The following is a 24699-nucleotide window of genomic DNA, read 5'->3' as shown; positions in this document are numbered from 1 at the left end:
AAGTTCGATCTGTCTGCGGTTGAAGGCAGTGGAAGGGGGCGGCTGAAAGGTGTGCGGCGAGTTTTCTGCCGACTCCGGACAGCCCCCTCTCCCTCTGGGAGAGGGCTGGGGTGAGGGAAACCCGACTGCGCGCGGCCTCCAACACCCTCACCCCCAACCCCTCTCCCGGAGGGAGAGGGGAGCAAGGCGTCAGATTTCTTCGGCCGACTTGTCGGTGGGATTGGCCACGAGCTTCTTCAGCTCGTCGCTCATGGGGAAGTTCAGGTTCAGGCCCTTCGGCGGGATCGGCTGGGTGAACCACTTCTCGTAGATGCCGTTGATTTCGCCAGAGGCGAAGGTGTCGGCAATGGCTTTGTCGACCACTTTCTTGAAGGGCTCGTCGCCCTTGCGAACCATGCAGCCGTAGATTTCGAAGGATTGCGGGGTGCCGGTCACGACCCAGTCATCGGGCTTCTTGGCCTTGGCCATTTCGCCGTAGAGCAGGGCGTCGTCCATCATGAAGGCCACTGCGCGGCCGGATTCCAGCATCAGGAAGGACTCGCCGTGGTCCTTGGCCGAGATGATGTTCATACCCATCTGCTTCTCGGCGTTCATGGACTTGATCAGGCGCTCGGACGTGGTGCCGGCGGTGGTCACCACGTTCTTGCCTTTCAGGGCGTCGAATTCAGTGATGCCAGCGGATTTCTTCGACAGCAGGCGGGTGCCCACCTCGAAGATGCCTACCGAGAAACCGACCTGCTTCTGGCGCTCGAGGTTGTTGGTGGTGGAGCCGCACTCCAGGTCCACGGTGCCGTTCTGCACCAGCGGGATACGGGTCTGGGAGGTCACCAGGTTGTAGCGGACCTTCAGCTCCGGCATGCCCAGTTCCTGCTTGATGGCCTCGACCACTTTCAGCTGGATGTCATGGGAGTAGCCGATGGGCTTGCCTGGCTCGGTGCCGAGGTAGGAGAAGGGAATGGAAGCGTCACGGTGACCGAGGGTGATGGTGCCGGTCTCCTTGATCTTCTTCAGGGTACCGGTCAGCTCGGCGGCGAAGGCCGGAGCACTGATCAGGGTTGCTGCGATAGCGGTGGCCAGAACCTTGGGGAGCATACGCATGAACGACAGTCCTCGATGTTGTTTGTTCTTATCGGCGCGAGTAGGAGTTCGCGTCCGTCGGGGATCTGTATTCGCAGAATGCGTGCCAGCTGTATGGTGCCTTTGATTTATAGGTAAGTTATTGAAATTAAATGGTTTTATGTTGTTAGGTGGCTAACGGTAATTCCGTCTTGTCCGGGCTGCCGAATATGCACTCCGAATATCGTTCGGGTTTCCGAACGAGTGACTTCCTGGTCATCTTTTGAGGGGTAGTGCCAGGGCACTAGCAGCCCCCTCTCTCTGGAAGGGAGGCGGCAGCCCTTCGGCCTGCTTGGCGAATGAACTCGCCCCTACGGGCTGTAGGGGCGATTTCAATCGGCAAGGACTGCGCAGCCGTCCCGATCAATCGGCCGCCTTGGATACCTCTACCGCCCTCGGCTTGGGTGCGAACTTCGCGGCCAGGCGCATGGAGGTGGTGACCAGGCGCTGGTAGAGGGTCGGTAGCAGGCGTTGCATGCCGTCCAGGGCCCAGGCATCGGCACCGATGAGGATGCGCCGGTTGTCCTTGAGCACGCCGCGCAGGATCACCCCGGCAGCCTTGTCCGGGGTGGTGCGCAGCAGCTGATCGTTGAACTGCTGGCGGGCGCGGCTGGCTTCCTGGCCGGTGACCTTGGCCAGGCTGTCGTTCATGCGCGCGGTCTTGGCGATGTTGGTCTTGATGCCGCCCGGGTGCACGCAACTGGCGGACACACCGCTGTTTTCCATGTCCAGTTCCTGGCGCAGGGACTCGGTGAATCCGCGCACGGCGAACTTGGTGGCGTTGTAGGCGCTCATGCCGGGCTGGGCGAACAGGCCGAACACGCTGGAAACGTTCACCACATGCCCCTCGCCGCTGGCTTTCAGGTGCGGCAGGAAGGCCTTGGTGCCGTACACCACGCCCCAGAAGTTGATGTTCAAGATCCACTCGTATTCCGAATAGTCGCTGCCCTCCACGGTGCCGGCGTGGGCGACGCCGGCGTTGTTGAAGATCAGGTTGACGCGGCCATGGTCCAGCACCACCTGCTCGGCCCAGGCATGCACGGCGTCGCGGTCAGCGACGTCGACGCGGGTCTCGGTGACCTGCACGCCCAACTTGCGCGCCAGCGCAGCGGTTTCTGCCAGGCCATCGGTGTTGACGTCGGCCAGTGCCAGATGGCAGCCCTGGCGAGCCAGGGCGCAGGCGAGGGCGCGGCCGATGCCGGAACCGGCCCCGGTGACAGCGGCGACTTTGTTTTCGAAGGACTTCATGCGGGCACCTCCTGGGTGGACATCTGCAGCGAGCCTTGGGCAGCGTGCGCCGGCACGCTGCGGCTGAAGTGGTAGGCCGCCGGGTCGAAATTGCGGGTCAGCAGGCGGAAGCGCCAGGTGAAACCGGGCCAGACGGTGCAGTTGCGCCCGCTTACCGGGTGCAGGTACCAGCTCATGCAGCCGCCGGCGTTCCACACGGTGTTGCCCAGGCTGCCCTGGAGCTTGCCGTTGAATGTGTCCTGCACGTCGCGCTTGACCTCCAGGCTGCGCAGGCGACGGGCGTCGAGCAGATCGAGGGCGCCGAGCACGTAGTGGATCTGTGATTCGATCATGTAGACCATCGAGTTGTGGCCAAGCCCGGTGTTCGGCCCCATGAGGAAGAACAGGTTGGGGAAGCCGGCGGTCAGGGTGCCCTTGTAGGCCTCGGGGCCGTTCGGCCAGGTGTCCAGCAGGTCGACGCCATTGCGGCCGAAGACCACGCCGCGCGGCAGCGGATCGCTGGGGGTGAAGCCGGTGCCGAAGATGATGGCGTCGATCTCGCGTTCCTGGCCGTCGGCGGTGACGATGCTGCTCGCGCGGATTTCGCGGATGCCGTCGGTGATCACGTCGACGTTGGGCTGGGTCAGGGCCGGGTAGTAGTCGTTGGAGATCAGCACCCGCTTGCAGCCCATGGTGTAGTCCGGGGTGACCTTGGCGCGCAGCACCGGGTCCTTGATCTTGCGCTTGATGTAGCCCTTGGCGACCAGCTCGGCGAGCTTCATGACTTTCGGCGTCAGGGCGAAGCCCACTACCCGGCTTTCGAGGACGGCATAGATGGCGCCGCGCCAGAGCTTCTGCAGGAAGGGGAAACGCTTGAAGCGGGAGCGCTCGCCTTCGCTGATGGCGCGGTCGGGCTTGGGCATGATCCAGGGCGCGGTGCGCTGGTAGAGGTCGAGCTGGGCGACCTGCTTCTGGATCTGCGGGACGAACTGGATGCTGGAGGCGCCGGTACCGACCACCGCGACGCGCTTGCCGGTGAGGTCGTAGTCGTGATTCCACTGCTGGGAGTGGAAGCTTGTGCCCTGGAAGGTCTCCAGGCCGTTCAGGGCCGGAATCGATGGGGTGGACAGGGCGCCCATGCCGGAGACCACGAACTGCGCGCTGTAGTGGTTGCCGGCGGCGTCTTCGATCTGCCACAACTCATCCACGTCGTTCCAGGCCAGACGGGTGATTTCGGTGTTGAGCAGGGTCTTGTCCTGCAGCCGGTACTTCTCCCAGCAACCTTCCAGGTAGGTTTTGATTTCCCCTTGCTTGGCGAACATCCGCGTCCAGTTCGGGTTCGGCTCGAAGGAGAACGAGTAGAGGTGCGATTGCACATCGCAGCCGCAACCCGGGTAGTTGTTCACCCGCCAGGTGCCGCCGATGCCGGGCTCCTTCTCGAACAGGAGGAAATCGTTCTCGCCCTTCTGCTTCAGGCGGATCGCCATGCCCAGGCCGGAGAAGCCGGAACCTATGATGGCGACCTTGCAATGGCGGGTAGAGGGGCGGGGTGAGGCTGACGCAGACATGGGTCGTGCTCCTGTTCTTATTAATTGCGGCGTATACAGCTGTATACCAAGGTAGACAGATGTATACTCGCCGGCAATCCAACGCCGTCACAACCAACCTTAGGTAGGGCCAGAGATGAATTCCGTCAGCGGCGACGAGCTCCAGTCGCCAGAACGTGCCACCGACGCCCCCGGCAAGCGCTTGCTCATGGAGGCGGCACTGCGCCTGGGTTCCCAGAGCCGCAGCCTGAGCAATCTGGGCCTGCGGGAATTGGCGCGGGAGGCCGGCCTGAACCCCAATACGTTCTACCGCCATTTCAAGGATGTGGATGACCTTGGCCTAGCCATCATCCGCACCATTGCCACCCAGCTGCGCCAGCCCCTGCGCGACCTGCGTCGTGAGGCGGCGGCCCGTGCCGTGCAGGGCGATGGCGGGGTGATGCCGAAACTGTTGGGCATCGACCTCGGCCGTGGCCGGCGGGTCTGCCATGAGACGGTGCAGTTGTTCTTCGATTTCGTCGATGACAATACCGAGGCTTTCGTCATCGGCGTGCGCGAACTCCACGGCGCTTCCCCGGTACTGCGGGAAGCCTTGCGTGAGGTGATGGAAGACTTCGCCGCTGATATGGCCGAAGACGTCCGCGAGTACAGGTTGCTGCCGGCATTGGTGGCGGAGCCTGTGGTGCGGCGTGTATCGCGCCTGGTCAGTCGCAACCTGTTCCAGATGTCCCTGGACTACATCGGCGAACCGGAGCGCCGCGAGGCAATCCGCGCGGAGGCGGAGGAGCAGGTGCTGTTCCTGTTCACCGGGGCCAGCGTGCTGCAGGCGGTGGGGGCGGTGTAGGGGCGAATTCATTGGCTATGTCTGCATTACGTGTTGTAGGCAGCTGCATTGCCCGTAGGAGCTGGCTTGCCAGCGAATGGCCCCGTTTCGCTGGCAAGCCAGCTCCTACAAGGCTCTTGGCCCGATGGTAAATCTCCCGCAACAGCTAACGCAGACAGAGCGATTTCATTCGCCCAAGAAATTGACTATCACCGTCATTCCCCGTCTTCGCCCACCGTCGCGCTTTCTTCCTTGGTCTTGGCCAGGCTGTGATGGAGGAAGGCTTGGGCGATGACAGCGCGGAGCTGGTCGTCGTCCCAGGGTTTGGTGAGGAACTTGTAGATGGCGCCCTGGTTGATGGCGTCGGTGACAGACTTCAGGTCGGTGTAGCCGGAGAGCACGATACGAATGGTGTCGGGGTAGAGGTCCTTGACCCGGCTGAGAAACTCGGTGCCATTCATTTCCGGCATGCGCTGGTCGGAGAGGATCACCTGGATGTCGTGCTTGGCCAGGTGCGCGAAGGCGTCCTGGGCGCGCGTAGCGGTGAAGATCTGATAGCCATCGCGCCGCAGCACGCGAGTCAGGGCGCGGAGGATGTTTTCCTCGTCGTCGAGCAGCAGCAGGGTCTGGGTATTGCTGGCGCCAGAGCGGGTCTCCAGGTAGGCGGCCGGGCTCTTGTGGTGTTCGTGAAGGAACTGGTCGAGCTGTTCGAAGGGCATCGGCCGGGCGAAGTAGTAACCCTGGAACTCGTCGCAGTGGCTCTTTTTCAGGAAGGCGAACTGGGACTCGCTCTCCACGCCCTCGGCGATCACCCGCAAGCGCAGGTGGTGGGCCATGGAGATGATGCCCTGGGTGATGGCCGCGTCATGCCGGTCGCTGATGATTTCCTGGACGAAGGCGCGGTCGATCTTCACCTTGTCGATGGGCAGGCGCTTGAGGTAGTTGAGGCTGGAGAAGCCGGTGCCGAAGTCGTCGATGGACAGCCGCACGCCCAGGGCCTTGAGCGCCTGCAGGGTGGCGATGGCGCGCTCGGCGTTGTCCAGCAGCACGGTCTCGGTGATTTCCAGTTCCAGCAGTTCGGCGGGCAGGCGGGTCTCTTCCAGTACGCGCCGCACGCTGTCGACGAAGATGTTGCGCTGGAAGTGCACCGCCGAGATGTTCACCGCCACGACAGCGCCGGTCATGCCGCGATCGAGCAGCTCGCGGCAATCGCGGCAGGCGGTGGCGAGCACCCATTCGCTTAAGGGGATGATCTGCCCGGTGTCTTCGGCCACGGGCACGAACTGCGCCGGGGAGATGAAGCCGAGCAGTGGGTGCTGCCAGCGCAGCAGGGCCTCGAAACCGGTGACGCGGCCGTTGCGGCCGTCGATCTGCGGCTGGTAGTAGAGCATGAAGGCGTTGGCTTCCAGCGCCTTCTGCAGCTCGTTGCGCAGGGTCACCCGCTCGCTGACCTTCTGCTCCAGGTCGGTGGTGTACCACTGGTAGCAGTTGCGTCCCTGCTGCTTGGCCTTGTACATGGCCAGGTCCGCCTGCTGGATCAGTTGCATGGGTTGTTGCATGCCTTTCTCGCTCATGGCGATACCCAGGCTGGCGGTGATGTGCAGTTCGCTACCGGCGATGGGGTAGGGGCGGGCGATGCAGTCGATGACCCGCTCGGCCACCTGCAGCACGTCTTCTTCGCGGGCCAGGTCCGGCAGGATCAGGATGAACTCGTCACCCCCCAGGCGCGCGACGGTGTCGCCGGGGCGGACCTGCTGGGTCAGGCGTCGCGCTACTTCCACCAGTATCTGGTCGCCGATGCCATGGCCCATGGAGTCGTTGATCGGCTTGAAGCCGTCGAGGTCGATGAACATCACCGCCAACTTGCGCTGGTAGCGCTGGCTGATCTGACAGCCCTGGCGCAGGCGGTCCTCCAGCAGCGAGCGGTTGGGCAGGCCGGTGAGTACATCATGGCTGGCGTTGTAGGCCAGTTCGGACTCCACCCGTTTCTGCTCGGAAATGTCGTTCTGTACCCCGATGAAGTGGGTGATTTCACCCTGTTCGTTGGGCACCGGGGCGATGTAGAGGTCGTTCCAGAAGGGCGTGCCGTCCTTGCGGAAGTTGCGCAGCACGACGTGGACCTCGCGTTTCTCCGTCAGTGCATGGCGAATTTCGGCGATGCCCGGCTGCTCGCGGTCGGCGCCCTGCAGGAAGCGGCAGTTGCGCCCCATGGCTTCATGCGCGCTGTAGCCGGTGATGCGTTCGAAGGCCGGGTTGACGTAGACCACCGGCAGGTCCTCGTCGGTTGCATCGCAGATCATGGCGCCGTTGTAGCTGGCCTCGATGCTGCGCTGGAGGATGCGCAGCTGCTTTTCGGATTCCTTTGCCCGGCTGACGTCGCGGAAGGCGATGACCCAGCCGCCGAGGGATTGCGCGTGCAGCAGCGGTGCGCAGTCGTAGGCGATATGGCGCTCGCCGCCCAGGCTGACTTCGCCGTGGCGGCCGCCGGTCGCCGGGGCGCTGTAGAGGTCCAGCGGCAGGTGTTTGGCCAGGGCCTGGCCAAGGAGGTCGTCGGCGCGCTGCCCAAGCAGTTCGGCGCCCGCCGGGTTGACGAAGTTCAGCCGCCCCAGGCGATCCACTGCCAGCAGGCCCTCGCCAACGCTGTTGGTGATGGCCGAAGTGAAGTCCAGTTGTTCCTGCAGGCGCTGTTCGCCGGAGAGTACCTGCTGCACCAGGCGGATGTTCTCCAGCGCCGCTACGGCCATCTGGGCGAATTGCTGGGCGATGGCCAGGTCGTCCTGGTTGAAGTCGCCGTCGAACTTGTCGGAGAGCTGCATCAGGCCGAGGTGATGTCCGCCATGATCGATCAGCGGCACGGCCAGCCAGCCTCGCAACGGGAGCTGGCCGTTGTCAGGGTCACCCCTGGCATCCAGCTCGGCGCGGGTCAGCAGGATCGGCTGGTTGCCAGCGCAGACGCGGGCATAGAGGGCCAGGCCCTCTGCCGGTAGCTGAGGGTCTTGCCAGGCCTGGTATTTGGCGGACAGGGAAAAGGTGCTCAGGCCCTGCCCATCGCTCAGGTCGAGCAGTGACTGGTGGGCGCCGACCAGCAGGCGCAGTTGTTCGCACATGAAGTCCAGCAGGGTGCGGGTATCGAGGATGCCGCCGATGCGCAGGGCAGTCTCGCTCAGGCCTCGGAGCAGCAAGGCCTTGCGCTCCGACTGGGTCAGGGTGACTTGCAGGGCGCGGGTCATGCGGTTGCGTTCGCCAATGTCCTTGGCGATGCCGAATACGCCGACTATTCGGCCCTCTATGACGATAGGCAGGAGGGTGATGTCCAGTTCCAGTACATCACCGGCTCGGTTGTGGCAGTGGACCTCGTAGCGTTGTGCCTTGCCGTCGAGCGTGCTGCGAAAGTGCTGGCGGGCGTAGTCGATGTCGGTTTCGAGCACCAGGCTGGAGAAGAGTTGGCCGAGCAGTTCCGATTCGCTGTAGTCGATCAGCTCGCAGCCGGCCTGATTAAGGCTGAGGAAGCGCCCTTCGCGGTCGAGGGAGAACACCGGGTCGGGGTTGAAGATGAACAGCGAGCGGTAGCGCTGCTCGCTTTCCAGCAGGCGGAGGCGGTCGTTCTGGCGTTCGATGGCGATGGCTGCCAATTGTCCGGCGGTGCCGATCAGTTGCAGGGACTCATCGTCCGGGGCGCACGGCTGGTGCAGGTAGACGGCAAAGGTGCCGAGCACATCGCCATGGTGTGCTATTAGCGGGATCGCCCAGCAGGCGCGCAGGCCGTGGCGCAGGGCCTGGTCGCGGTGCTCGTGCCAGAGCGGGTCTTCACTGATGTCTTTGCTGACCACCATCTGCCGACGGAACACGGCGGTGCCGCAGGCCCCCGCCAAGGGACCGATGGGCTGGCCGTCCAGCGCCTGGTTGAAGGCGTCGGGGAGGCTTGGCGCGGCGCCCAGGCGCAAACGCTTGTGCTCGCCATCCACCAGCAGCACCGAACAGAGTGCGGACGGGTCCAGGGTTTCGCTCATCAGGCAGATAGCCTTGAGGATTTCACGCAGCGGCTGGTCGGTCGAGATCATGCTGAGGATGTCGCGCTGATCTTCGGCATAGGCTTCGTGGCGTACCAGGCTGGTGATGTCGTGGGCGACGGCGAACAGCGTTCGCTCGCTTTCCGACCAGCCGGCGGACCAGAGCAGGTGGACCTCGCTGCCGTCCTTGCGCTGGCAACGGTTGCGCACGGCGTCCCAGGATTCCCCGCGGATAATGGCCTGGATGTCGCCGCGGGTGCGCTCGCGGTCCTCATCGCGGATGAAGTCGGTGTAGGGGCGACCGATCATTTCCTCGGGCCGGTAGCCGAGCACGCTGTGGCAGGAGGGGCTGATCTGGGTAAAGCGCTCGGCGGCGTCGATGGAACAGAGCACGTCCATGGAGTGGTCCATGATCCGTTGGTTCTGCGCTTGCAGACGGGCCTGGTGCTGCAGGCTCAGCTCCAGTTCGCGGTTGCTTTCGCGCAGGCGCTGGCTGCGCTCGATGGCCAGGCGCGAAAAGCTTTGGCTGACCATCAGCAGAAAGGTCAGGCCCAGGCCGAAAAGCATGAGCAGCGCTGGCAGGTAGACCGCGGCGTAATCGCTGCGTGGCAGGGCCTGGTAGGTGCGCAGTTGCCAGCGTCCTTCAGGACCGAGGTCGGCGCGTTGTTCGCCCACCGGGAACAGGCTGTGGCCATCGCTGCCGGAGCGGGACGCATAGATGCGCCTGGAACCTTCGAAGACCTCCAGCACGAAGCCGTCCAGGTCACGACCCAGTTGGCGATCCAGGGTCGCGCCGATGTCCAGCCCGGCCACCAGCAGGGCGGCGGGCTGGCCTTCGATCCGCAGGGGAGTGGCCACCAGGGTGCTGTTGTCGGTGGCGCTGAAGCTCTGCACCGTGCTCATCAGCGCACCCTTGCCCTGGCGCACCTGCTGCAGCCAGTTACGCTGCTCCTTCTGGGCGAGAAAACGCGTCAGCCAGTCGCCGGCGCGCGGGTGGCGAATCTGCTGTCGGAGCGGCTTGAGATCGGCGTCGAGCAACGCGATCAGGTTGATGTTGGGGAAATCGCGCAGATAGCCGCTGGACTCCTGATGCCACAGCGCATCCGGCAACGGGCCTGGCAGGCTGTGCCAGCGGTCGGCCATGCGCTGCATCAGCTGCAGGCGCACGGTGAGGGTGTTCTCGATGGAGGACTGGGCGCGCAGTAGCAGTTGGTGGCTGTGGGCGTTGAGCGTGGCGATCTCGTTCTGGCTGAGGAGGAACCAGCCGATGCAGGTGATCAGGGCTCCGAGCAGGCCGGTGGTCGTGGCGCGCCGGTCGAGCAGGCGCCGGCGCTCGTCGGGCAGGGCGCAGAGCAGCAGCACACCGACCCCGAGCAGGGCGATGAAGAGGTTGGCGATATGCCCGTACTCCGGGCGGAAGGCGAAGCGTGGCAGGCCGTGGCTGGCGCCCAGCAGGGAAATCTGCGAGAGCAGCGCGAGGCCGATCAGGGCGAGCCCGCAGAGCTGGCTGAGCCAGCGGCCGCCCTGGCGGGTAACGGCCAGAAGCATGGCCAGGCCGAACAGGCAGGCGACGATCGCCAGCTCGCTGCGAATGCGCCAGTAGCCGCTGACCAGCGAGCGACCGTGCTCGCTGCCGCCAGCGAGGACGTTGTGCCCGAGGCTGTAGCCGGCCAGGGTGATCAGCGCCAGGCTCGCCAGTAGCGAGAGCCGGTGCAGGCCACGGGTCGCGCTCAGCAGGGCGATGCCGGCGAAGAGGGTGATCAGGGCGCTGTCGGGCACCAGCACGAGTTCGTAGCGTGCGGGGCTGGCCTTGGTCAGGAAGAAAATCAGGCTGATGACGCCCTGGGCCATCAGGGCGAAGGCCAGGCAGTGCAGGTAGGCTTGGTAGCTGAGCTCGCGGTTGTGCTTGGCCATGGAGAGGTGCCGTTCCGGTGGCGGGAGTGGTCCTGACTGATCGGGATCAGTCATCCAGGTCGTAGCCCTCCAGCAGCACGGCGCCGTCGGCGTCGCGCCGCACGCGGGTGAGGCCGGGGTGCTCGATCTCCAGGCGTAGCAGTTCGCGGCGCTGGCGGTCGAGGGTGTTCTGCTGGCCGCGCACCTGGTCCAGCAGGCGGCGGTTCTCGTCGCGCAGTTGGTAAAGGTCGACGGCGGCCTGGAGGGCGCTTTCGATGTCGTGGTTCTCCCAGGGCTTGGAGAGGAAGCGATAGACCTCGGCGCGATTGATCGCCTGCATCAGTGTGGTGCGGTCGCCATGGGCGCTGAGCAGCATGCGCAGGGCGTCTGGCTGGCGCTGCCGGGCGAATTGCAGGTACGTCAGGCCATCCAGTTGCGGCATGTTGAGGTCGCAGATGATGGCGGCGTACTGGTGCTCGGCCAGGGCCGCGAGCGCGGCTTCGGGCTTGTCGAAGGTATGCAGGACCCAGCCCTGGGGGCGCAGCTGGCGCTGCAGGGCACTGAGGATGTGGGGTTCGTCGTCCACCAGCTGGATCTTGATCATCGGTGTTACTCCTTGGCCGGGCTCGCGTCAGCCTCGGACAGGCGGACGTGGAGGGTGTAGCGCGCACCTTCGCTGGCCTCGAAGGCGATGAGCTTGTCGATCAGGGTGCGGCTGAGCTGCTTGCCGGCATTGAGCAGGAGCATGCCGCTCTCGGCCTGGAGGTTGCGGGCCAGGACCATGCCCGGTTCCAGGCGCCGGGTATCGACGGCGAGGATGCTCGTGTCGGCCTCCGGCAGGTCTGGTGCGCAGCGGGTGCAGAGGTCGATGAATTGCTGGGAGAGCTGCGGGTCGTAGAGCCGCCCTGCATAGCGGGCGAGGAACTGCAGGGATTCCTGGCGCTGCAGCGGGCGTTGCAGCACCAGGCCGCATTGCAGTTCGACGAAGTCCACCGCCAGCTTGAGCAGGCGGGCGCCGAAGGGGATGTCCTGGCCGCGCAACTGGTCGGGGAAGCCGGTGCCGTTCCAGCGCTCCTGATGGTGGCGGATCAGTCGTCCAGCATCGTGCAGGGGTTCCAGGGCCATCAGCAGGCTTTCGCCCAGCAGTGGGTAACGGCAGTAGCGTTCCCGCTCTTCGCGGTGCAACAGGTCGCTGGGGCGGATCAACAGGTGGTCGTCCCAGGTCAACTTGCCAAGGTTGTAGAGGGCGGCGGCCATGGCCAGATCGCGACTGTCCGTTTCCGGCAACTGGTGCTCGCTGGCATAGGCGCGCACCAGGGCGATGACCTGGGCGTTGCCTTGTTTGTCGCCCGGCAGGCGCTGGCTGAGCAGGGATGAGAAGACTTCGGTGGCCGTCACGTAGCTATGGCGCAACTCGTCGTAGGCCAGGTCGAGCATGTCGGCGGTCTGCTGCAACTCGGCGGTGCGGTCGCGGACGCGTTGCTCCAGGCTGGCGTTGAGTTCCTGCAGGCTGCGATTCTGCTCCAGGGTGAGGCGTTCCAGGCGCTGGTGTTCGCGTTCGGCATGCTGGTGAGCCAGGGCCTGGCGCAGGGTGAAGCGCAGTTCGTCGTCATTCCAGGGTTTGCCCAGATACCGGTAGATCCGCCCCTGGTTGATGGCGCGGATGCTGGTGTCCAGATCAGTGGCCCCGGTTAGCATCAGGCGCAGGGTGCTCGGCCAGCGCTGCTGTACTTCAGCCAGCAGGGCGGGGCCATCGAGGCCGGGCATGCGCGCATCGGAGACCACGAGGTCCACATCGTTCGCGGCCAGCAGCGCGAGGGCCTCGGTGCCGCCGGTGGCCGTGAGCAGTTCGTAGGGTTCGCCACGCAGGACGCGACGCAGCGCGCTGAGGATGTGTTCTTCGTCATCCACCAGCAGCAGGGTGGGGCGGTGCCGGGCTTCGCTCATGCTTGCGACCCGCCGGGCTGGGGTTGGTGCTGCGGCAGCCAGACGCGGAAGCGGGTGCCCTGGCCGGGTTGGCTCGCTACTTCGATGCGGCCGTTGTGCTTCTGCACGATGTTGTAGGAAAGCGCGAGGCCAAGGCCTGTGCCTTTGCCCACCGGCTTGGTGGTGAAGAAGGGTTCGTAGATGCGATGGAGGATGGTGGGGTCGATGCCCTTGCCGTTGTCTTCGACTTCCAGCCAGATCCAATCGCCCTGGTGGCCGCTGCGCAGGGTGATGCGGCCAAAGCTTTCGATGGCGTGGGCGGCGTTGATCAGCAGGTTCATCACCACCTGGTTGATCTGCGAGGGGATGCATTCCACCAGCGGCAGCTCCCCATACTCGCGCACGACTTCGGCCTTGTACTTGAGTTCGTTGTTGACCAGGTTGAGGGTGCTGTCGAAGCCTTTGTGCAGGTCGGCCGCGCGGAACTCTTCTTCTTCGATGTGCGAGAAATCCTTGAGGGCGGTGATGATCTTCTTGACCCGATCGATACCGTCCTCGGATTCGTGGATCAGGGCTTCGACATCGTTGCGGATGTAGTCGTACTCCAGGCTGCGCTTGAGCTGCTGCAGTTCTTCCAGGCTGCCGACGCCGTCCACGGCGTCGACGATGCGCAGCAGGTCGTTGACGTAGCCGGTGAGGGTCTTGAGGTTGGAGAAGACGTAGCCGATGGGGTTGTTGATCTCGTGGGCCACGCCAGCTGCCAACTGGCCGATGGCGGCGAGCTTCTCCGATTGCAGCAACTGGGCGTTGGCCTTCTCCAGCTTGTGGACCAGTTGATCCTGCTCCAGTTGCTTGCTGCCCAGGGCGTTTAGGGCTGCGGCCAACTGGTCGTTGGAGCGAGCGAACTCGGTGGTGTCGTAAAGCAGCAGGCCGAAATAGCGTTCGCCCGCACAATCGAAGGGGAAGAGCAGGGTGCTCTGCAGGCGCAGGGGCGTCACCTGGCCTTCGGGGTTGTAGGGCAGCTGGATCAGGTAGGGGTCTTCGCGCCAGTGGGTGTAGGCGTGGAGGCCCTGTTCGCGGGCCTTGGCCACCATCTGGCCGAGGCGTGGGGTGTCCGCTTCCGGGAAGACCCACGTCAGCGGTTGATACCGGGCAGGCCCCAGCGCCTTGCCGCTGCGCTGGCTGACGAAGTCGTTCCAGTGAAGTACGCGCAGCTCCTGGTCGAGGATGATGACGCCCACCTCGATCCGTTCAACCAGGGCTCCGGCAAGATCCAAAGGGCTGCTTTCCATGATGTCGCCCGCTTTTTTCGCTGTAGAACTGTTGTCGGGGTTGAATTCTGGCGCTTGTCCGACTTTGTTGTACGAAGTGTATGACAGATTTCAGGCGTCTGAATCTCGTCGAATTTCGTGTTGGATGGCGCTGAAATTTCCCTTCAACAGGTGAGCAAGGGTAGACCATGGAGCTGGAGTCGAGGGCTGAGGCACAGGTTCGCTACGAGTTCCGATTCCCGGATGGCCACCTCTGGGCGCATGAGGTGGACCTGGCGGGCACTGAGCAATACCTGGACAACGGGCCGGACTGGGCGCGGCTGGGCTTCCAGCAATGCAGCCATTGCCCGCTGAAGACCACCGAGGTGCGTGACTGTCCCTTTGCGCGGGCCCTGGCACGGCCAGTGGCAGTGCTGGCACATTCGCCTTCCTACGAGGAGGTGCAGATGGCGGTATTCTGGCGCGGGCGGGAGATTCGCCAGCAGACCACGCTGCAACGGGCCCTGGGCTCGCTACTCGGTCTGCTCGGGGCGACGAGCGGTTGTCCCCATACCCGGATGCTGCGGGCGATGGCATGGTTCCACTGGCCGTTCAGCACCTCGGCTGAGACCCTCTACCGCTCCCTGGGTACCTATCTGCTAGGGCAGCATTTGCGCCGGCAGCGCGGCCTTGAACCTGATTGGGACATGGATGGGCTGCGCGAGCTGTACCGCAACCTGCGCCAGGTCAACTTGGGCATGGCCGGCCGCTTGCGTGCCGCTGCCGAGGAGGATTCCAGCCTCAATGGGCTGATCCTGCTGGACCTGCTGGCGGCCGACACCCTGTATTCGCTGGACAGCTATGAGGGGGAGCTGGATGGGTTCTTCGCGGAGTTCTTCGAGGAGGGGTGAAGCGAGTTTTGTCGTAGGGGCCGCCAAGGTCAACGGCGTTGCCCTGTCGAACGCCTCTGGGCGGGCCTGAGGCCCGCTTGGCGATTGAAATCGCCCCTACAGCACAGCTGGGGCGTCGGACCAGCAGGGCAGTCAGCCGTTGAAGCCGAGGCGCTCCTTCCAGCGTTTCTCCAGCGCCTTGGTCTCGTGGTCGAAAGGATGGAAACCGGGGCGGTAGTAGTCCAGGTAAGGCTTGATCATCTTCGGGAAGTAGCCGTTGCGCGGACCGAGCAGGGTCTTGAGGCCGCGAGCCCAGCTGCGCCAGTTGAACAGCTGGCCGTCCTTGCGCATCAGGTGGACCTGAAAGGTCATGATCACGCCGAAGAACAGGAAAGTGGTCAGGAACATGGTCAACGTGCGGATCAGGTAGCCGCCGCCGATTGCCTGGTAAGCGTCATAGCAAACCGCCTTGTGCTCGTTCTCCTCGATGGCGTGCCACATCCACAACTTGTACATCTTCGGGTCGTCCATCTGGGTGTTGATGTCTTCCCGGCGCAGCAGTTGCTCGGCCATGGTGGCGGTGAAGTGTTCCAGGGCGCAGGTGGCAGCCAGACGCTGCTTCTTGGTGGTGACGCGGGTGACCCATTCCAGCAGCACCTTGATGCGCAGTTCCAGGCGTTCCAGGTCGATACCGTGTTCGGCGGCGTAATCGTTATAAGTCGCGTGTTCCTTGGAGTGCATGGCTTCCTGGCCGATGAAGGCGCTGATGTCCTTCTGCAGTTGCGGGTCACTGACCTGGTCGCGCACGGCACGCACGCTGTCGACGAAGAACTTCTCACCGTAGGGGAAGAGCGAAGACAGGTTGTTCATGAAGTGGGTCATGAAGGGATCGCCGCTCCACCAGTATTTCTGGGTCGACGCGAAGCTGAAGTCCATGCGGCGCACGGGGAAGTTGGCTTTGGGCAGGGGAGCGCTGGCGCTGGCGGTCATGCGGGGATCCTCTCGGGCTCTGCGAGCCGTCCATTCGTTGTTATCGGTGGGCACGGCAACCGTGCCATCAGTCGATGTAACTATTGAGGATCGTGCGGGGCGGCGCGAGGGGCTGGCCGCCAACTTTCGGCGGGTGATCGCGGCGTGGGCTGGGGCGAGGGGTAACGTCAGTCGGAGGGGGTGTAACCCGGGTGGGTCAGCCGTGCTTCGGTTGGGGCGGGTCCGCTGGCACGGCCCCGCCCGTCTCTCAGCGCTCGTCGAGTGCGAAGGCGGTGAGGGCGAAGGTGGGGATCCCAGCGTCGGCAAGGCGCTCGGAGCCGCCCAGTTCGGGCAGGTCGATGATGGCTGCAGCCTCGAACACGCTGGCGCCCATGCGCCGGACCAGCCGGGTGGCAGCCAGCAGGGTGCCGCCCGTGGCGATCAGGTCATCGAAAATCAGCACCTTGTCGCCGTCGCACAGGCTGTCGCTGTGGACTTCAAGAAAGGCTTCGCCGTATTCGGTCTGGTAAGGCTCGGAGAGCACGTCCGCCGGGAGCTTGCCCTGCTTGCGGAAGAGCACCAGCGGCTTGTTGAGTTCGTAGGCGATGATCGAGCCAATCAGGAAGCCGCGGGCGTCCATGGCGCCGATGTGGCTGAAGTCGGCCTCGACATAACGCTGGATAAAACTGTCGGCCACCAGGCGCAGGGCGCGGGGCGACTGGAACAGGGGCGTGATGTCGCGGAATACCACACCGGGTTTGGGGAAGTCAGGGACAGGGCGGATCAGTGTCTTGATGGAAAAGTCGTCGAAGATCATCGTCAATGCCTGATGGGAAGGGCAGGGTGGGACAGGCGGACCTGCCAGGCCGGCAGGTCTGCGGGGGATCAGCTTTCGATGCTCCCGCCTGCCATGGCGCAGAGTTCGATGGGGTCGAGAATGTGCACTTCCTTGCCTTCGGCGGCAATCAGGTTGGCCTGCTGGAAACGGGTGAAGACGCGGGAGACGGTTTCTACAGCCAAGCCCAGGTAATTACCGATTTCATTGCGCGACATGGCCAGGCGGAACTGGTTGGCCGAGAAGCCGCGGGCGCGGAAGCGTGCGGAGAGGTTGACCAGGAAGGTGGCGATGCGCTCGTCGGCGGTTTTCTTGGACAGCAGCAGCATCATCTGCTGGTCGTCGCGGATCTCGCGGCTCATCACGCGCATCAACTGACGACGTAACTGCGGCAGCTGGACCGAGAGTTCGTCCAGGCGCTCGAAGGGAATTTCGCACACCGAGGTGGTTTCCAGGGCTTGGGCAGAAACCGGGTAGAGCTCGGTGTCCATGCCGGAAAGGCCTACCAGTTCGCTGGGCAGGTGGAAGCCGGTGATCTGCTCTTCGCCAGTGTCAGTAACGGTGAAGGTCTTGAGGGCGCCGGAGCGTACTGCGAAGACCGAGCCGAAGGTATCGCCCTGACGGAAGAGGAGTTCGCCTTTCTTCAGCGGGCGGCCGCGTTTGACGATGTCGTCCAGCGCGTCCATGTCCTCCATGTTCAGCGACAGGGGCAGACAAAGGGCGGCCAGGCTGCAGTCCTTGCAGTGGGCCTGGGGTACGTTGCGCACCTTGATGATTTCGGACATGAACCATTCCTTGCGAGGCATACACACAATGCTCGTAAGGGTAACGCAGGGTGTAGGCAACGGCCAGAAAAAGCCTATCTGACTTGTTGCTCAAGTTTTGCCGGCAATGGTCGATATCCGGGCGGTATTCAGGCAAGGAGCGGCCTATGTTGCGCGTGGACACGAATAGCGCGGTTTCTCGGGTGGCGGAGTCGGTGCGGCGACAGGTCGCACGGCAGGATGAGGCCCCGGTGGACATGCATGCCGTGCGACAAGGGATTCGCGTCAGCCTGTCGAACCTCGGCAAGCCCGGCGAGCCGCAGAAGAATGACGACATCGACAAGAGCAGCCTGCCGGATGGCATCAAGGAGCTCCTGAAGATGATCCGCGCCCTCAAGGCGCAGATTGCCGAGCGGAAGGCCGAACTGGATGCCATCGCGGCCGACCGGAGCCTGGACGATGAAACCCGCGCCCAGCGTCTGGAGGCAGTACGCAATCAGCTTACGTCGTTGCAAGGGGCCCTGAGCAGCGCCAACCTGAATCTCGCCAAGCTGGTTCGTGAGTCGAATCTCAGTGAGGAGCAGGCGGTGGAGCTGAACCAGTTGCTCGCCGCCTGAGCCGATTTCAGATGACGCGGGAGAATCGTTGCTGGTTCTGCCCCGCCAGGTAGTTGTCGAAGAGCATGCACAACGAGCGCACCAGCAGGCGCCCAGCAGGCAGAACGTCGATGCGGCCGTCGCTGAGGTCGATCAGGCGATCCTCGCTCATTTGCTGCAATTGCGGCCAGATGTCAGCGAAGTAGCCGCGAAATTCGATGTTGAAACGGGTTTCGATGCTCGCGAAATCCAGCTCGAAGGCGCAGATCAGTTGCTGGATCACCGCTCTGCGGATGCGGTCGTCCTCGTCGCACATCAGCCCCCGATTGATAGCCAGCAGGTCTTGCCCCAGCGCACCCTGGTAGTCGTTGAGCTGCACCGTGTTCTGGCAGTAGAGGTCGCCGATCTGGCTGATGGCCGATACGCCCAGACCAATCAGGTCGCAATGGCCGTGGGTGGTGTACCCCTGGAAGTTGCGTTGCAGGCTGCCGTCTTCCTGGGCGATGGCGAGATCGTCGTCGGGCAAGGCGAAGTGATCCATGCCGATGTAGCGGTACCCGGCAGCGCTCAACTGCTCGATGCTGCGCTGGAGCATTTCCAGCTTTTGCCCAGGGCTGGGCAGGTCTTCGCTGCGAATCCGCCGTTGCGGCATGAAACGATCCGGCAGGTGGGCGTAGTTGAACACCGAAAGCCGGTCCGGTTGCAGGGCGATGACTTCGTCCACAGTGCGGGCGAAGCTCTCCGGGTTCTGCTTGGGCAGGCCGTAGATCAGGTCGAGGTTCAGTGAGCGGTACTGCAAGGTACGCGCGGCTTCAACGATGGCGCGGGTTTCCTCCAGGCTCTGCAGGCGGTTGACGGCGCGTTGCACGGCGGGGTCCAGGTCCTGCACGCCAAGGCTGACGCGGTTGAAGCCCAGTTCACGGAGCAGGCCCATGGTGGACCAGTCGGCCTCGCGCGGATCGATTTCGATACCGTAGTCCCCCGAGTCGTCGTCCAGCAGGCTGAAGTGCTTGCGCAGATGACCCATGAGCCGGCGCAGTTCGTCATGGCTGAGAAAGGTCGGGGTGCCGCCCCCGAAGTGCAGTTGCTCAACTCTCTGCTGCGGATCAAGGTGGCAGGCCAGCAGTTCGATTTCCCGCTCCAGGTGTTCCAGATAGGGCAGAGCGCGGCCGCGATCCTTGGTGATGACCTTGTTGCAGGCGCAGTAGTAGCAGATGTTCGCGCAGAACGGCACATGGACGTAAAGCGACAGGGGGCGACGGGCCTTGCGACTGTCACGCAGGGCATGAAGCATGTCGAAGGAGCCTACCCGGTGGGTGAATTGCACGGCGGTGGGGTAGGAGGTGTAGCGGGGGCCTGGAGTGTCGTAGCGGTGGATCAGGCCCGCGTCCCAGCGAATGTTGTCGAGCATGCAGGTGTCCCCGGTTCGGATATCAGTGCCAGGGAGTCTATGGGGCACCCGCTTGAGCGATCTTGATTTGTATCAAGCCGTTTAGTGGCTGTGTTGATGCTCGCTGGTGGCGGCACTGCTGTCGTGTCCACCGTGACCCATCAGCCACGCCTGGTGGGGGCCGGGCAGAGTCCAGAGACCGAACAGGACTACCAGCATGCCACCGGCGACACGCACGCCGCGCTTGCGCAGCAGTGCGGTCAGACGCTCGGCGGCGAGGCCGGTAGCGATCAACACGGGCAGGGTCCCGAGGCCGAAGGCAAGCATCAGCAATGCGCTGTCGGCGGCCGAACCTTGGCTGGCGGCCCAGAGTAGGGTGCTGTAGACCAGGCCGCAGGGCAGCCAGCCCCAGAGTCCGCCCAGCAGCAGGGCGCGGGGCAGGCTGGAAACCGGCAGCAGCTTGCGCGCTGCCGGCTGGATGTGGCGCCAGAGGCCCTGTCCCAGTGCTTCGATGCGGGTCAGGCCGCTCCACCAACCCGCCAGGTAGAGGCCCATGCAGATCAGCAGCAGCGCCGCCACCACGCGCAGGGCCATGGCTGCCGGGCTGCTGGCAATGGCCCAGCCGGCGAGGCCGATGAGCAGGCCAGCGAGGGCGTAGCTGAGGATGCGACCGAGGTTGTAGGCCAGCAGCAGGCGCAGGCGCCGGGCGCGTTGTTCAGGGGGGATGGCCAGGGTCAGGGCGCCCATCAGGCCACCACACATGCCGAGGCAATGGCCGCCTCCGAGCAGGCCGAGGATCAGGGCAGAAAGCAGCAGAGGAGCAAGTTCAGCCACGGGGCTCGTCCTGCTCGTCCTGTTTGTCCTTGTTGTTGCCCTCGGCTTCGGCGATGCCAGCCTTGTGCTTGGGGTCCTCGTCATCGAAGAGGATGCTGTGGGCCGGCCCGTCCAGGTCGTCGTACTGGCCGCTGTCCACGGCCCAGAAGAACAGCCAGATGGCGAAACCGACCAGGCCGATGGCGACCGGAATCAGTATGTAAAGCGCTGGCATCAGGGGCTCCGATTGAAAATGCGTGGCTCAGGTGCGGGCCAGGCGCAAGGCGTTGATTACCACCAGAAGCGAGCTGACCGACATGCCGAATGCGGCCCAGAGCGGGGTGATCCAGCCGAGGGCGGCGAAGGGCAGCACCAGGCCATTGTACAGGGTCGCCCAGGCCAGGTTCTCGATGATGATGCGGCGGGTCCGGCGGGCCAGAGCGAACGCCTGCACCAGGCTGTCGAGGCGATTGGACAAGAGCACGGCATCGGCGCTGGTCTTGGCCAGGTCGGTGGCGCTGCCCATGGCGACGCTGATGTCGGCGCCGGCCAGCACCGGTACGTCGTTGACGCCGTCGCCCAGCATCAGGACCTTGTGGCCCTGCTGGTGGAGATGGCGCAACACTTCCAGCTTGGCATCCGGCGTGAGGCCGCCACGGGCGTCGTCGATGCCGAGTTGTTGGGCAATGCCAGCAACCATGGGTGAGCTGTCGCCTGACAGCAGCAGGAGCTTCCAGCCGCGTTCGCGGCAGTCATCGAGCAGGGCCGGGGCGTCTTCCCGCAGGCGGTCGTCGAGGACAAACCAGGCCAGCGGTCCTTGTTCATCCCCCAGCAGCAGCCACTGGCCCTGGTCGCCAGGAATGCTGGGTACCGGCTGGCCGCTGAGTTCGGCGACGAAGCCGGGCTGGCCGATGCGCAGCAGGTGCTCGCCAACCCGGCCTTCCAGGCCTCGGCCAGGCACGCTTGAGACCTGATCGGCCGCTTGTGGGGCGCGGCCGAAGGCACGCGCGATCGGGTGTTCGGAGCGGCTCTCGAGGGCGGCGGCCAGGCCCAGGCAGGTATCGCGATCCATCGCGCCCAAGGGGTGGATGGCGCTAAGCGTCAGACGGCCTTCCGTGAGGGTGCCGGTCTTGTCAAAAATCACTGTGTCGATCTGGTTCAGGCCTTCCAGCACATGTCCGCGGGTCAGCAGCAGACCGAGCTTGTGCAGGCTGCCGGTGGCGGTGGTCAGGGCGGTGGGGGTGGCCAGGGCCAGGGCGCAGGGGCAGGTGGCGACCAGCAGGGAGAGCACGACCCAGAACGCGCGGTCCGGGTCGATCTGCCACCAGATGGCGCCGACGATGGCGGCAGCAGCGAGGACGATCAGCAGGAACCACTGGGCGACCTTGTCCGCGAGCTCGGCCAGACGCGGCTTGTCCGCCTGGGCGCGCTCCAGCAGGCGCACGATGGCGGAGAGGCGGGTGTCGTCACCCAGCGCCTGGACTTCGATGGTCAGCGGGCCTTCGACGTTGAGGGTGCCGGCCGTGACGGTATCGCCTTCGCCACGTGGGTGGGGCAGGTATTCGCCGGTAAGCAGGGACTCGTCGACGCTGGACTGGCCGGTGAGAATCTGGCCGTCAGCCGGCATCAATGCGCCCGGCGGCACCAGGACGCGGTTACCGACCTTCAGTTCGCTTAGCAGGATTCGCTCGCTGTGCCCGGTCGCATCCAGGCGCAGGCAGGAAGCCGGCAGCAGGTTGACCAATTGCGCGGTGGCGGCGGCCGTGCGTTCACGCGCTCGGCGTTCCAGGTAGCGGCCGGCGAGGAGGAACAGGGCGAACATGCCCACGGCGTCGAAGTAGAGCTCGCCCACGCCGGTGACGGTGGACCAGATGCCGGCGACATAGGCACCGCCGATGGCCAGGGAGACCGAAACGTCCATGGTCAGGTGGCGTGTGCGCAAATCGCGCAGGGCGCCGCGGAAGAACTGACCGCAGCAGTAGAAGACGATCGGCGTGGTGAGGAACAGGCTGACCCAGCGCAGGATGGTGTCCAGCTCGGGGGACAGGTCGATGTTGAACTCCGGCCAGGTGGCCATGGCAGCCATCATCACCTGCATCCAGAGCAGGCCGGCGACGCCCAGCTGGCGCATGGCGCGGCGGTTTTCGCTGGCCAGACGTTCGGCGGCTTCGTCCGCTTTGTAGGGGTGGCCGGCATAGCCGATCTTGCGCAGCTCCTTGAGCATCCGGCTCAGCGGCAGCTGGCTGTCGGACCAACGTACCTGCAGACGATGGTTGGAGAGGTTGAGGCTGGCCTCGGCAACGCCCGGCAAAGTCTTCAGGTGTTTCTCGATCAGCCAGCCGCAGGCGGCGCAACTGATGCCCTCGATCAGCAGGCAGGTCTCGCTCAGTTCGCCTTGGTGCTGAACGAAGGGCTGCTGGACTTCGGCGCGGTCGTAGAGGGCCAGCTCCTCGGGGAGCTCGCGGGGCAGGGTGTCAGGGTTGGGGGCGCTGTCGCTGCGGTGGCGGTAGTAGCTTTCCAGACCGCCGGCGACGATGGCTTCGGCTACCGCCTGGCAACCCGGGCAGCACATGGCCCGCGTCTCTCCCAGCACGCGGGCCTCGAAACGACTGCCGGCCGGAACCGGCAAGCCGCAGTGGTAGCAGGAAAGTGGTGCGCTCATGGGCGCTTATTCGCCGAGGCGGATAACACTGCCCTTGTTCAGGGTTTCTTCCTCGAACAGGCGCCAGTCCTGGCCCTGCTCCTGGCCGATCAGCTCGACGAAGCGGCGCCCGTTGACCGTGTCCTGCAGGTGGCCGCGGTAGTGGCCGTCAGCCTGGGGCTGGAGCACGATGCGACGGTCCTTCTCCGGCTGAGTAGGGGAGAGCAGGCTCAGCACCAGTTGCTGCGGACGGCTTTCGCCGACCAGTTGCAGCTCGACTTCGCCGCTGGCCTCATCCACTTGCAGGCTGGCTTGCATGCCGAGCTGCTTGGCGAGGTTCTCGCGTTCCAGTGAGGTGTTGATGCCCTTGCCGACTTCGTAATAGTTGTCGGAGACCAGGCTCGGTGGGTTTCGGGTGGCGATCACCAGCATGGTGGTGCCGAGCACCACCGAGGTGCCGAGAATGGCGAGGATGAACCAGGGCCAGGGCTGCTTGTACCAGGGGCTGGGAGTTTCGGACTGCATGGGTCTTCCGTTTGCTAGCGGACGCTGGGGCCGATGAAGCGGCTGTCGGCGTCGGTCTTGATACTGGGGTCATCCGCGCTGTGGACGCGGAAGAGGATCTTGTTGGTGCTGGACGGCAGCTGGTCGGGGTCGATGGACAGCTCCACCGGTACCGAGAGCACTTCACCCGCGTCGGCGCGGACTTCACGCTTGCCCTCGTAGACCAGGCCATCAAGGCCTTCGGCGTCGATGACGAAGGTCTGGTCGACCTGGGACTTGTTCATGATCTTCAGGGTGTAGACGTTCTCGATCCGACCCTGCTCGTTCTCGCGGAACAACACGCGGTCCTTGATAACGTCCAGTTCTACGAGGGAGCGAATGGCTACGGCGTAAGCGAAGAGGCCGATCATGGCGACGAGTGCAATAGCGTAACCGATCAGGCGCGGGCGTATCAGCTGCGTCTTCTGGCCATTGAGGTTGTGCTCGGTGGTGTAGCTGATCAGTCCTTTCGGATAGTTCATCTTTTCCATGATGCTGTCGCAGGCGTCGATGCACGCGGCGCAGCCGATGCATTCGATCTGCAGGCCGTCACGAATGTCGATGCCGGTGGGGCAGACCTGGACGCACATGGTGCAGTCGATGCAGTCACCAAGTCCCTGGGCCTTGTAGTCGGTGCCTTTCTTGCGCGGGCCGCGGGATTCACCGCGACGAGGATCGTAGGAAACGATCAGGGTGTCCTTGTCGAACATCACGCTCTGGAAGCGCGCGTACGGGCACATGTAGATGCACACCTGCTCGCGCAGCCAGCCGGCGTTGCCGTACGTGGCAAGGGTAAAGAAGCCCACCCAGAAGTAGGCCCAGCCACTGGCTGCGCCCGTGAAGAATTCGAAGACCAGTTCGCGGATGGGGGTGAAGTAACCGACGAAGGTGATGCCGGTGGCGAAGCCGATCAGCAGCCAGAGGCCATGCTTGGCAGACTTGCGCAGGATTTTCTGGCCGCTCATGGGGGCCTTGTCGAGCTTCATGCGCTGGTTGCGGTCACCTTCGGTGACTTTTTCGCACCACATGAATATCCAGGTCCAAACGCTCTGCGGGCAGGTGTAGCCGCACCAGACGCGTCCGGCGAATACGGTGATGAAGAACAGTCCGAAGGCGCAGATGATCAGCAGCCAGGAGAGGAGGACGAAATCCTGGGGCCAGAAGGTGGCGCCGAAGATGTAGAACTTTCGCTCGGGGAGGTTCCACCAGACGGCCTGGCGGTCGTTCCAGCTCAGCCAGACAGTGCCGAAGTAGAGCAGGAAGAGGAAGGCGCCACCTGCCATGCGCAGGTTGCGGAACAGGCCCGTGAAGGCTCGGGTGTAGATTTTTTCGCGGCTGGCGTACAGGTCGGTGGTTTCACCGCCCTTGGCCGGGGAAGGGGTGACGTTCTTGACAGGAATCTGTTCGCTCATCGTTCTCATACCACGGCGGTTGTCGGCGCCCTGACCAGTACATCGCCGGTCGGA

19 protein-coding genes are annotated in these 24699 nt (G+C 64.3%); 3 read left to right on the top strand and 16 right to left on the bottom strand.

Annotated elements, in window-relative coordinates; translation table 11 throughout:
* Window positions 1-189 precede the first annotated feature (189 nt).
* The 3 genes from G559_RS0125430 to G559_RS0125420 form a co-directional block, all read right to left on the bottom strand.
* Window positions 190-1098: a glutamate/aspartate ABC transporter substrate-binding protein gene (locus G559_RS0125430; protein WP_028630923.1), complete on the bottom strand. Its 909-nt coding sequence runs from the start codon at window positions 1096-1098 to the stop codon at window positions 190-192.
* A 381-nt stretch (window positions 1099-1479) separates the two neighbouring features.
* A complete protein-coding gene (locus G559_RS0125425) occupies window positions 1480-2364 on the bottom strand; it encodes an SDR family NAD(P)-dependent oxidoreductase (RefSeq protein ID WP_028630922.1) in 885 nt (294 codons plus the stop codon).
* On the bottom strand, window positions 2361-3911 hold the full coding sequence (locus G559_RS0125420) for a flavin-containing monooxygenase (RefSeq protein ID WP_028630921.1): 1551 nt from the start codon (window positions 3909-3911) through the stop codon (window positions 2361-2363). The genes G559_RS0125425 and G559_RS0125420 overlap by 4 nt, the downstream gene beginning before the upstream one ends.
* 115 nt (window positions 3912-4026) lie before the next feature.
* Between G559_RS0125420 and G559_RS0125415 the strand changes: the two genes are divergently transcribed.
* Window positions 4027-4734, top strand: a complete 708-nt coding sequence (locus G559_RS0125415; protein WP_028630920.1) for a TetR family transcriptional regulator — start codon at window positions 4027-4029, stop codon at window positions 4732-4734.
* Between the two features lie 194 nt (window positions 4735-4928).
* Here G559_RS0125415 and G559_RS0125410 read toward each other — a convergent pair whose 3' ends face one another.
* The 4 genes from G559_RS0125410 to G559_RS0125395 are packed head-to-tail and all read right to left on the bottom strand — an operon-like array spanning window position 4929 to window position 13834.
* On the bottom strand, window positions 4929-10637 hold the full coding sequence (locus G559_RS0125410; protein WP_028630919.1) for an EAL domain-containing protein: 5709 nt from the start codon (window positions 10635-10637) through the stop codon (window positions 4929-4931).
* A 46-nt stretch (window positions 10638-10683) separates the two neighbouring features.
* Entirely contained in the window at window positions 10684-11220 is a 537-nt protein-coding gene (locus G559_RS0125405; RefSeq protein ID WP_028630918.1) for a response regulator, read from the bottom strand.
* Window positions 11221-11225: 5 nt separating this feature from the next.
* Window positions 11226-12563, bottom strand: a complete 1338-nt coding sequence (locus tag G559_RS0125400) for an HD domain-containing phosphohydrolase (protein WP_028630917.1) — start codon at window positions 12561-12563, stop codon at window positions 11226-11228.
* Window positions 12560-13834: an ATP-binding protein gene (locus G559_RS0125395; RefSeq protein ID WP_028630916.1), complete on the bottom strand. Its 1275-nt coding sequence runs from the start codon at window positions 13832-13834 to the stop codon at window positions 12560-12562. Before G559_RS0125395 ends, G559_RS0125400 begins: the two co-directional genes overlap by 4 nt.
* 167 nt (window positions 13835-14001) lie before the next feature.
* Between G559_RS0125395 and G559_RS29375 the strand changes: the two genes are divergently transcribed.
* Complete coding sequence (locus G559_RS29375) at window positions 14002-14703, top strand: DUF6901 family protein (RefSeq protein ID WP_051246903.1); 702 nt, start codon at window positions 14002-14004, stop codon at window positions 14701-14703.
* Between the two features lie 132 nt (window positions 14704-14835).
* Here the strand turns inward: G559_RS29375 and G559_RS0125385 are convergent, their stop codons facing one another.
* From G559_RS0125385 to fnr, 3 genes are all read right to left on the bottom strand, one after another.
* Entirely contained in the window at window positions 14836-15672 is an 837-nt protein-coding gene (locus tag G559_RS0125385; RefSeq protein WP_028630915.1) for a metal-dependent hydrolase, read from the bottom strand.
* Window positions 15673-15919: 247 nt separating this feature from the next.
* Window positions 15920-16468, bottom strand: a complete 549-nt coding sequence (locus G559_RS0125380) for an adenine phosphoribosyltransferase (RefSeq protein ID WP_028630914.1) — start codon at window positions 16466-16468, stop codon at window positions 15920-15922.
* A gap of 68 nt (window positions 16469-16536) precedes the next feature.
* Window positions 16537-17271 carry a fumarate/nitrate reduction transcriptional regulator Fnr gene (fnr, locus tag G559_RS0125375; RefSeq protein ID WP_028630913.1) on the bottom strand — a complete coding sequence of 245 codons (735 nt, stop codon included), beginning with the start codon at window positions 17269-17271 and terminating at the stop codon, window positions 16537-16539.
* 146 nt (window positions 17272-17417) lie between these two features.
* Here fnr and G559_RS29370 point away from each other — a divergent pair, with 146 nt between their 5' ends.
* Window positions 17418-17867 carry a hypothetical protein gene (locus G559_RS29370; protein WP_081668169.1) on the top strand — a complete coding sequence of 150 codons (450 nt, stop codon included), beginning with the start codon at window positions 17418-17420 and terminating at the stop codon, window positions 17865-17867.
* A gap of 7 nt (window positions 17868-17874) precedes the next feature.
* Here the strand turns inward: G559_RS29370 and hemN are convergent, their stop codons facing one another.
* The 6 genes from hemN to ccoG form a co-directional block, all read right to left on the bottom strand.
* Window positions 17875-19257, bottom strand: coding sequence for an oxygen-independent coproporphyrinogen III oxidase (hemN, locus tag G559_RS0125365; protein ID WP_028630911.1), 1383 nt, complete (start codon window positions 19255-19257; stop codon window positions 17875-17877).
* Window positions 19258-19338: 81 nt separating this feature from the next.
* The gene (locus G559_RS0125360) at window positions 19339-20070 is read right to left on the bottom strand and encodes a sulfite exporter TauE/SafE family protein (protein ID WP_028630910.1); all 732 of its coding nucleotides are present in this window, start codon (window positions 20068-20070) and stop codon (window positions 19339-19341) included.
* On the bottom strand, window positions 20063-20284 hold the full coding sequence (gene ccoS, locus G559_RS0125355) for a cbb3-type cytochrome oxidase assembly protein CcoS (protein ID WP_028630909.1): 222 nt from the start codon (window positions 20282-20284) through the stop codon (window positions 20063-20065). The genes G559_RS0125360 and ccoS overlap by 8 nt, the downstream gene beginning before the upstream one ends.
* 27 nt (window positions 20285-20311) lie before the next feature.
* Window positions 20312-22711 carry a heavy metal translocating P-type ATPase gene (locus tag G559_RS0125350; RefSeq protein ID WP_028630908.1) on the bottom strand — a complete coding sequence of 800 codons (2400 nt, stop codon included), beginning with the start codon at window positions 22709-22711 and terminating at the stop codon, window positions 20312-20314.
* Window positions 22712-22717: 6 nt separating this feature from the next.
* On the bottom strand, window positions 22718-23215 hold the full coding sequence (locus G559_RS0125345) for a FixH family protein (protein ID WP_028630907.1): 498 nt from the start codon (window positions 23213-23215) through the stop codon (window positions 22718-22720).
* A 14-nt stretch (window positions 23216-23229) separates the two neighbouring features.
* Window positions 23230-24645 (bottom strand): cytochrome c oxidase accessory protein CcoG, encoded by a 1416-nt coding sequence (gene ccoG, locus G559_RS0125340; protein WP_028630906.1) that lies wholly within the window; start codon window positions 24643-24645, stop codon window positions 23230-23232.
* Window positions 24646-24699 lie beyond the last annotated feature (54 nt).

The sequence above is a fragment of the Metapseudomonas resinovorans DSM 21078 genome (genome assembly GCF_000423545.1).
Classification (GTDB): domain Bacteria; phylum Pseudomonadota; class Gammaproteobacteria; order Pseudomonadales; family Pseudomonadaceae; genus Metapseudomonas; species Metapseudomonas resinovorans.
Note: the sequence above shows the minus strand (reverse complement) of the source record. Positions and strands in the feature narration are given on the sequence as shown.

Excerpts from the sequence above, each read along its gene's own strand:
- ccoS (WP_028630909.1), bottom strand. The coding sequence starts at position 20,284 with ATGCCAGCGCTTTACATACTGATTCCGGTCGCCATCGGCCTGGTCGGT.
- ccoG (WP_028630906.1), bottom strand. The coding sequence starts at position 24,645 with ATGAGCGAACAGATTCCTGTCAAGAACGTCACCCCTTCCCCGGCCAAG.
- G559_RS29370 (WP_081668169.1), top strand. The coding sequence starts at position 17,418 with ATGTTGCGCGTGGACACGAATAGCGCGGTTTCTCGGGTGGCGGAGTCG.
- G559_RS0125420 (WP_028630921.1), bottom strand. The coding sequence starts at position 3,911 with ATGTCTGCGTCAGCCTCACCCCGCCCCTCTACCCGCCATTGCAAGGTC.
- G559_RS0125410 (WP_028630919.1), bottom strand. The coding sequence starts at position 10,637 with ATGGCCAAGCACAACCGCGAGCTCAGCTACCAAGCCTACCTGCACTGC.
- G559_RS0125395 (WP_028630916.1), bottom strand. The coding sequence starts at position 13,834 with ATGGAAAGCAGCCCTTTGGATCTTGCCGGAGCCCTGGTTGAACGGATC.
- hemN (WP_028630911.1), bottom strand. The coding sequence starts at position 19,257 with ATGCTCGACAACATTCGCTGGGACGCGGGCCTGATCCACCGCTACGAC.
- G559_RS29375 (WP_051246903.1), top strand. The coding sequence starts at position 14,002 with ATGGAGCTGGAGTCGAGGGCTGAGGCACAGGTTCGCTACGAGTTCCGA.
- G559_RS0125430 (WP_028630923.1), bottom strand. The coding sequence starts at position 1,098 with ATGCGTATGCTCCCCAAGGTTCTGGCCACCGCTATCGCAGCAACCCTG.
- G559_RS0125405 (WP_028630918.1), bottom strand. The coding sequence starts at position 11,220 with ATGATCAAGATCCAGCTGGTGGACGACGAACCCCACATCCTCAGTGCC.
- G559_RS0125400 (WP_028630917.1), bottom strand. The coding sequence starts at position 12,563 with ATGAGCGAAGCCCGGCACCGCCCCACCCTGCTGCTGGTGGATGACGAA.
- G559_RS0125345 (WP_028630907.1), bottom strand. The coding sequence starts at position 23,215 with ATGCAGTCCGAAACTCCCAGCCCCTGGTACAAGCAGCCCTGGCCCTGG.
- G559_RS0125415 (WP_028630920.1), top strand. The coding sequence starts at position 4,027 with ATGAATTCCGTCAGCGGCGACGAGCTCCAGTCGCCAGAACGTGCCACC.
- G559_RS0125350 (WP_028630908.1), bottom strand. The coding sequence starts at position 22,711 with ATGAGCGCACCACTTTCCTGCTACCACTGCGGCTTGCCGGTTCCGGCC.
- fnr (WP_028630913.1), bottom strand. The coding sequence starts at position 17,271 with ATGTCCGAAATCATCAAGGTGCGCAACGTACCCCAGGCCCACTGCAAG.
- G559_RS0125385 (WP_028630915.1), bottom strand. The coding sequence starts at position 15,672 with ATGACCGCCAGCGCCAGCGCTCCCCTGCCCAAAGCCAACTTCCCCGTG.
- G559_RS0125380 (WP_028630914.1), bottom strand. The coding sequence starts at position 16,468 with ATGATCTTCGACGACTTTTCCATCAAGACACTGATCCGCCCTGTCCCT.
- G559_RS0125425 (WP_028630922.1), bottom strand. The coding sequence starts at position 2,364 with ATGAAGTCCTTCGAAAACAAAGTCGCCGCTGTCACCGGGGCCGGTTCC.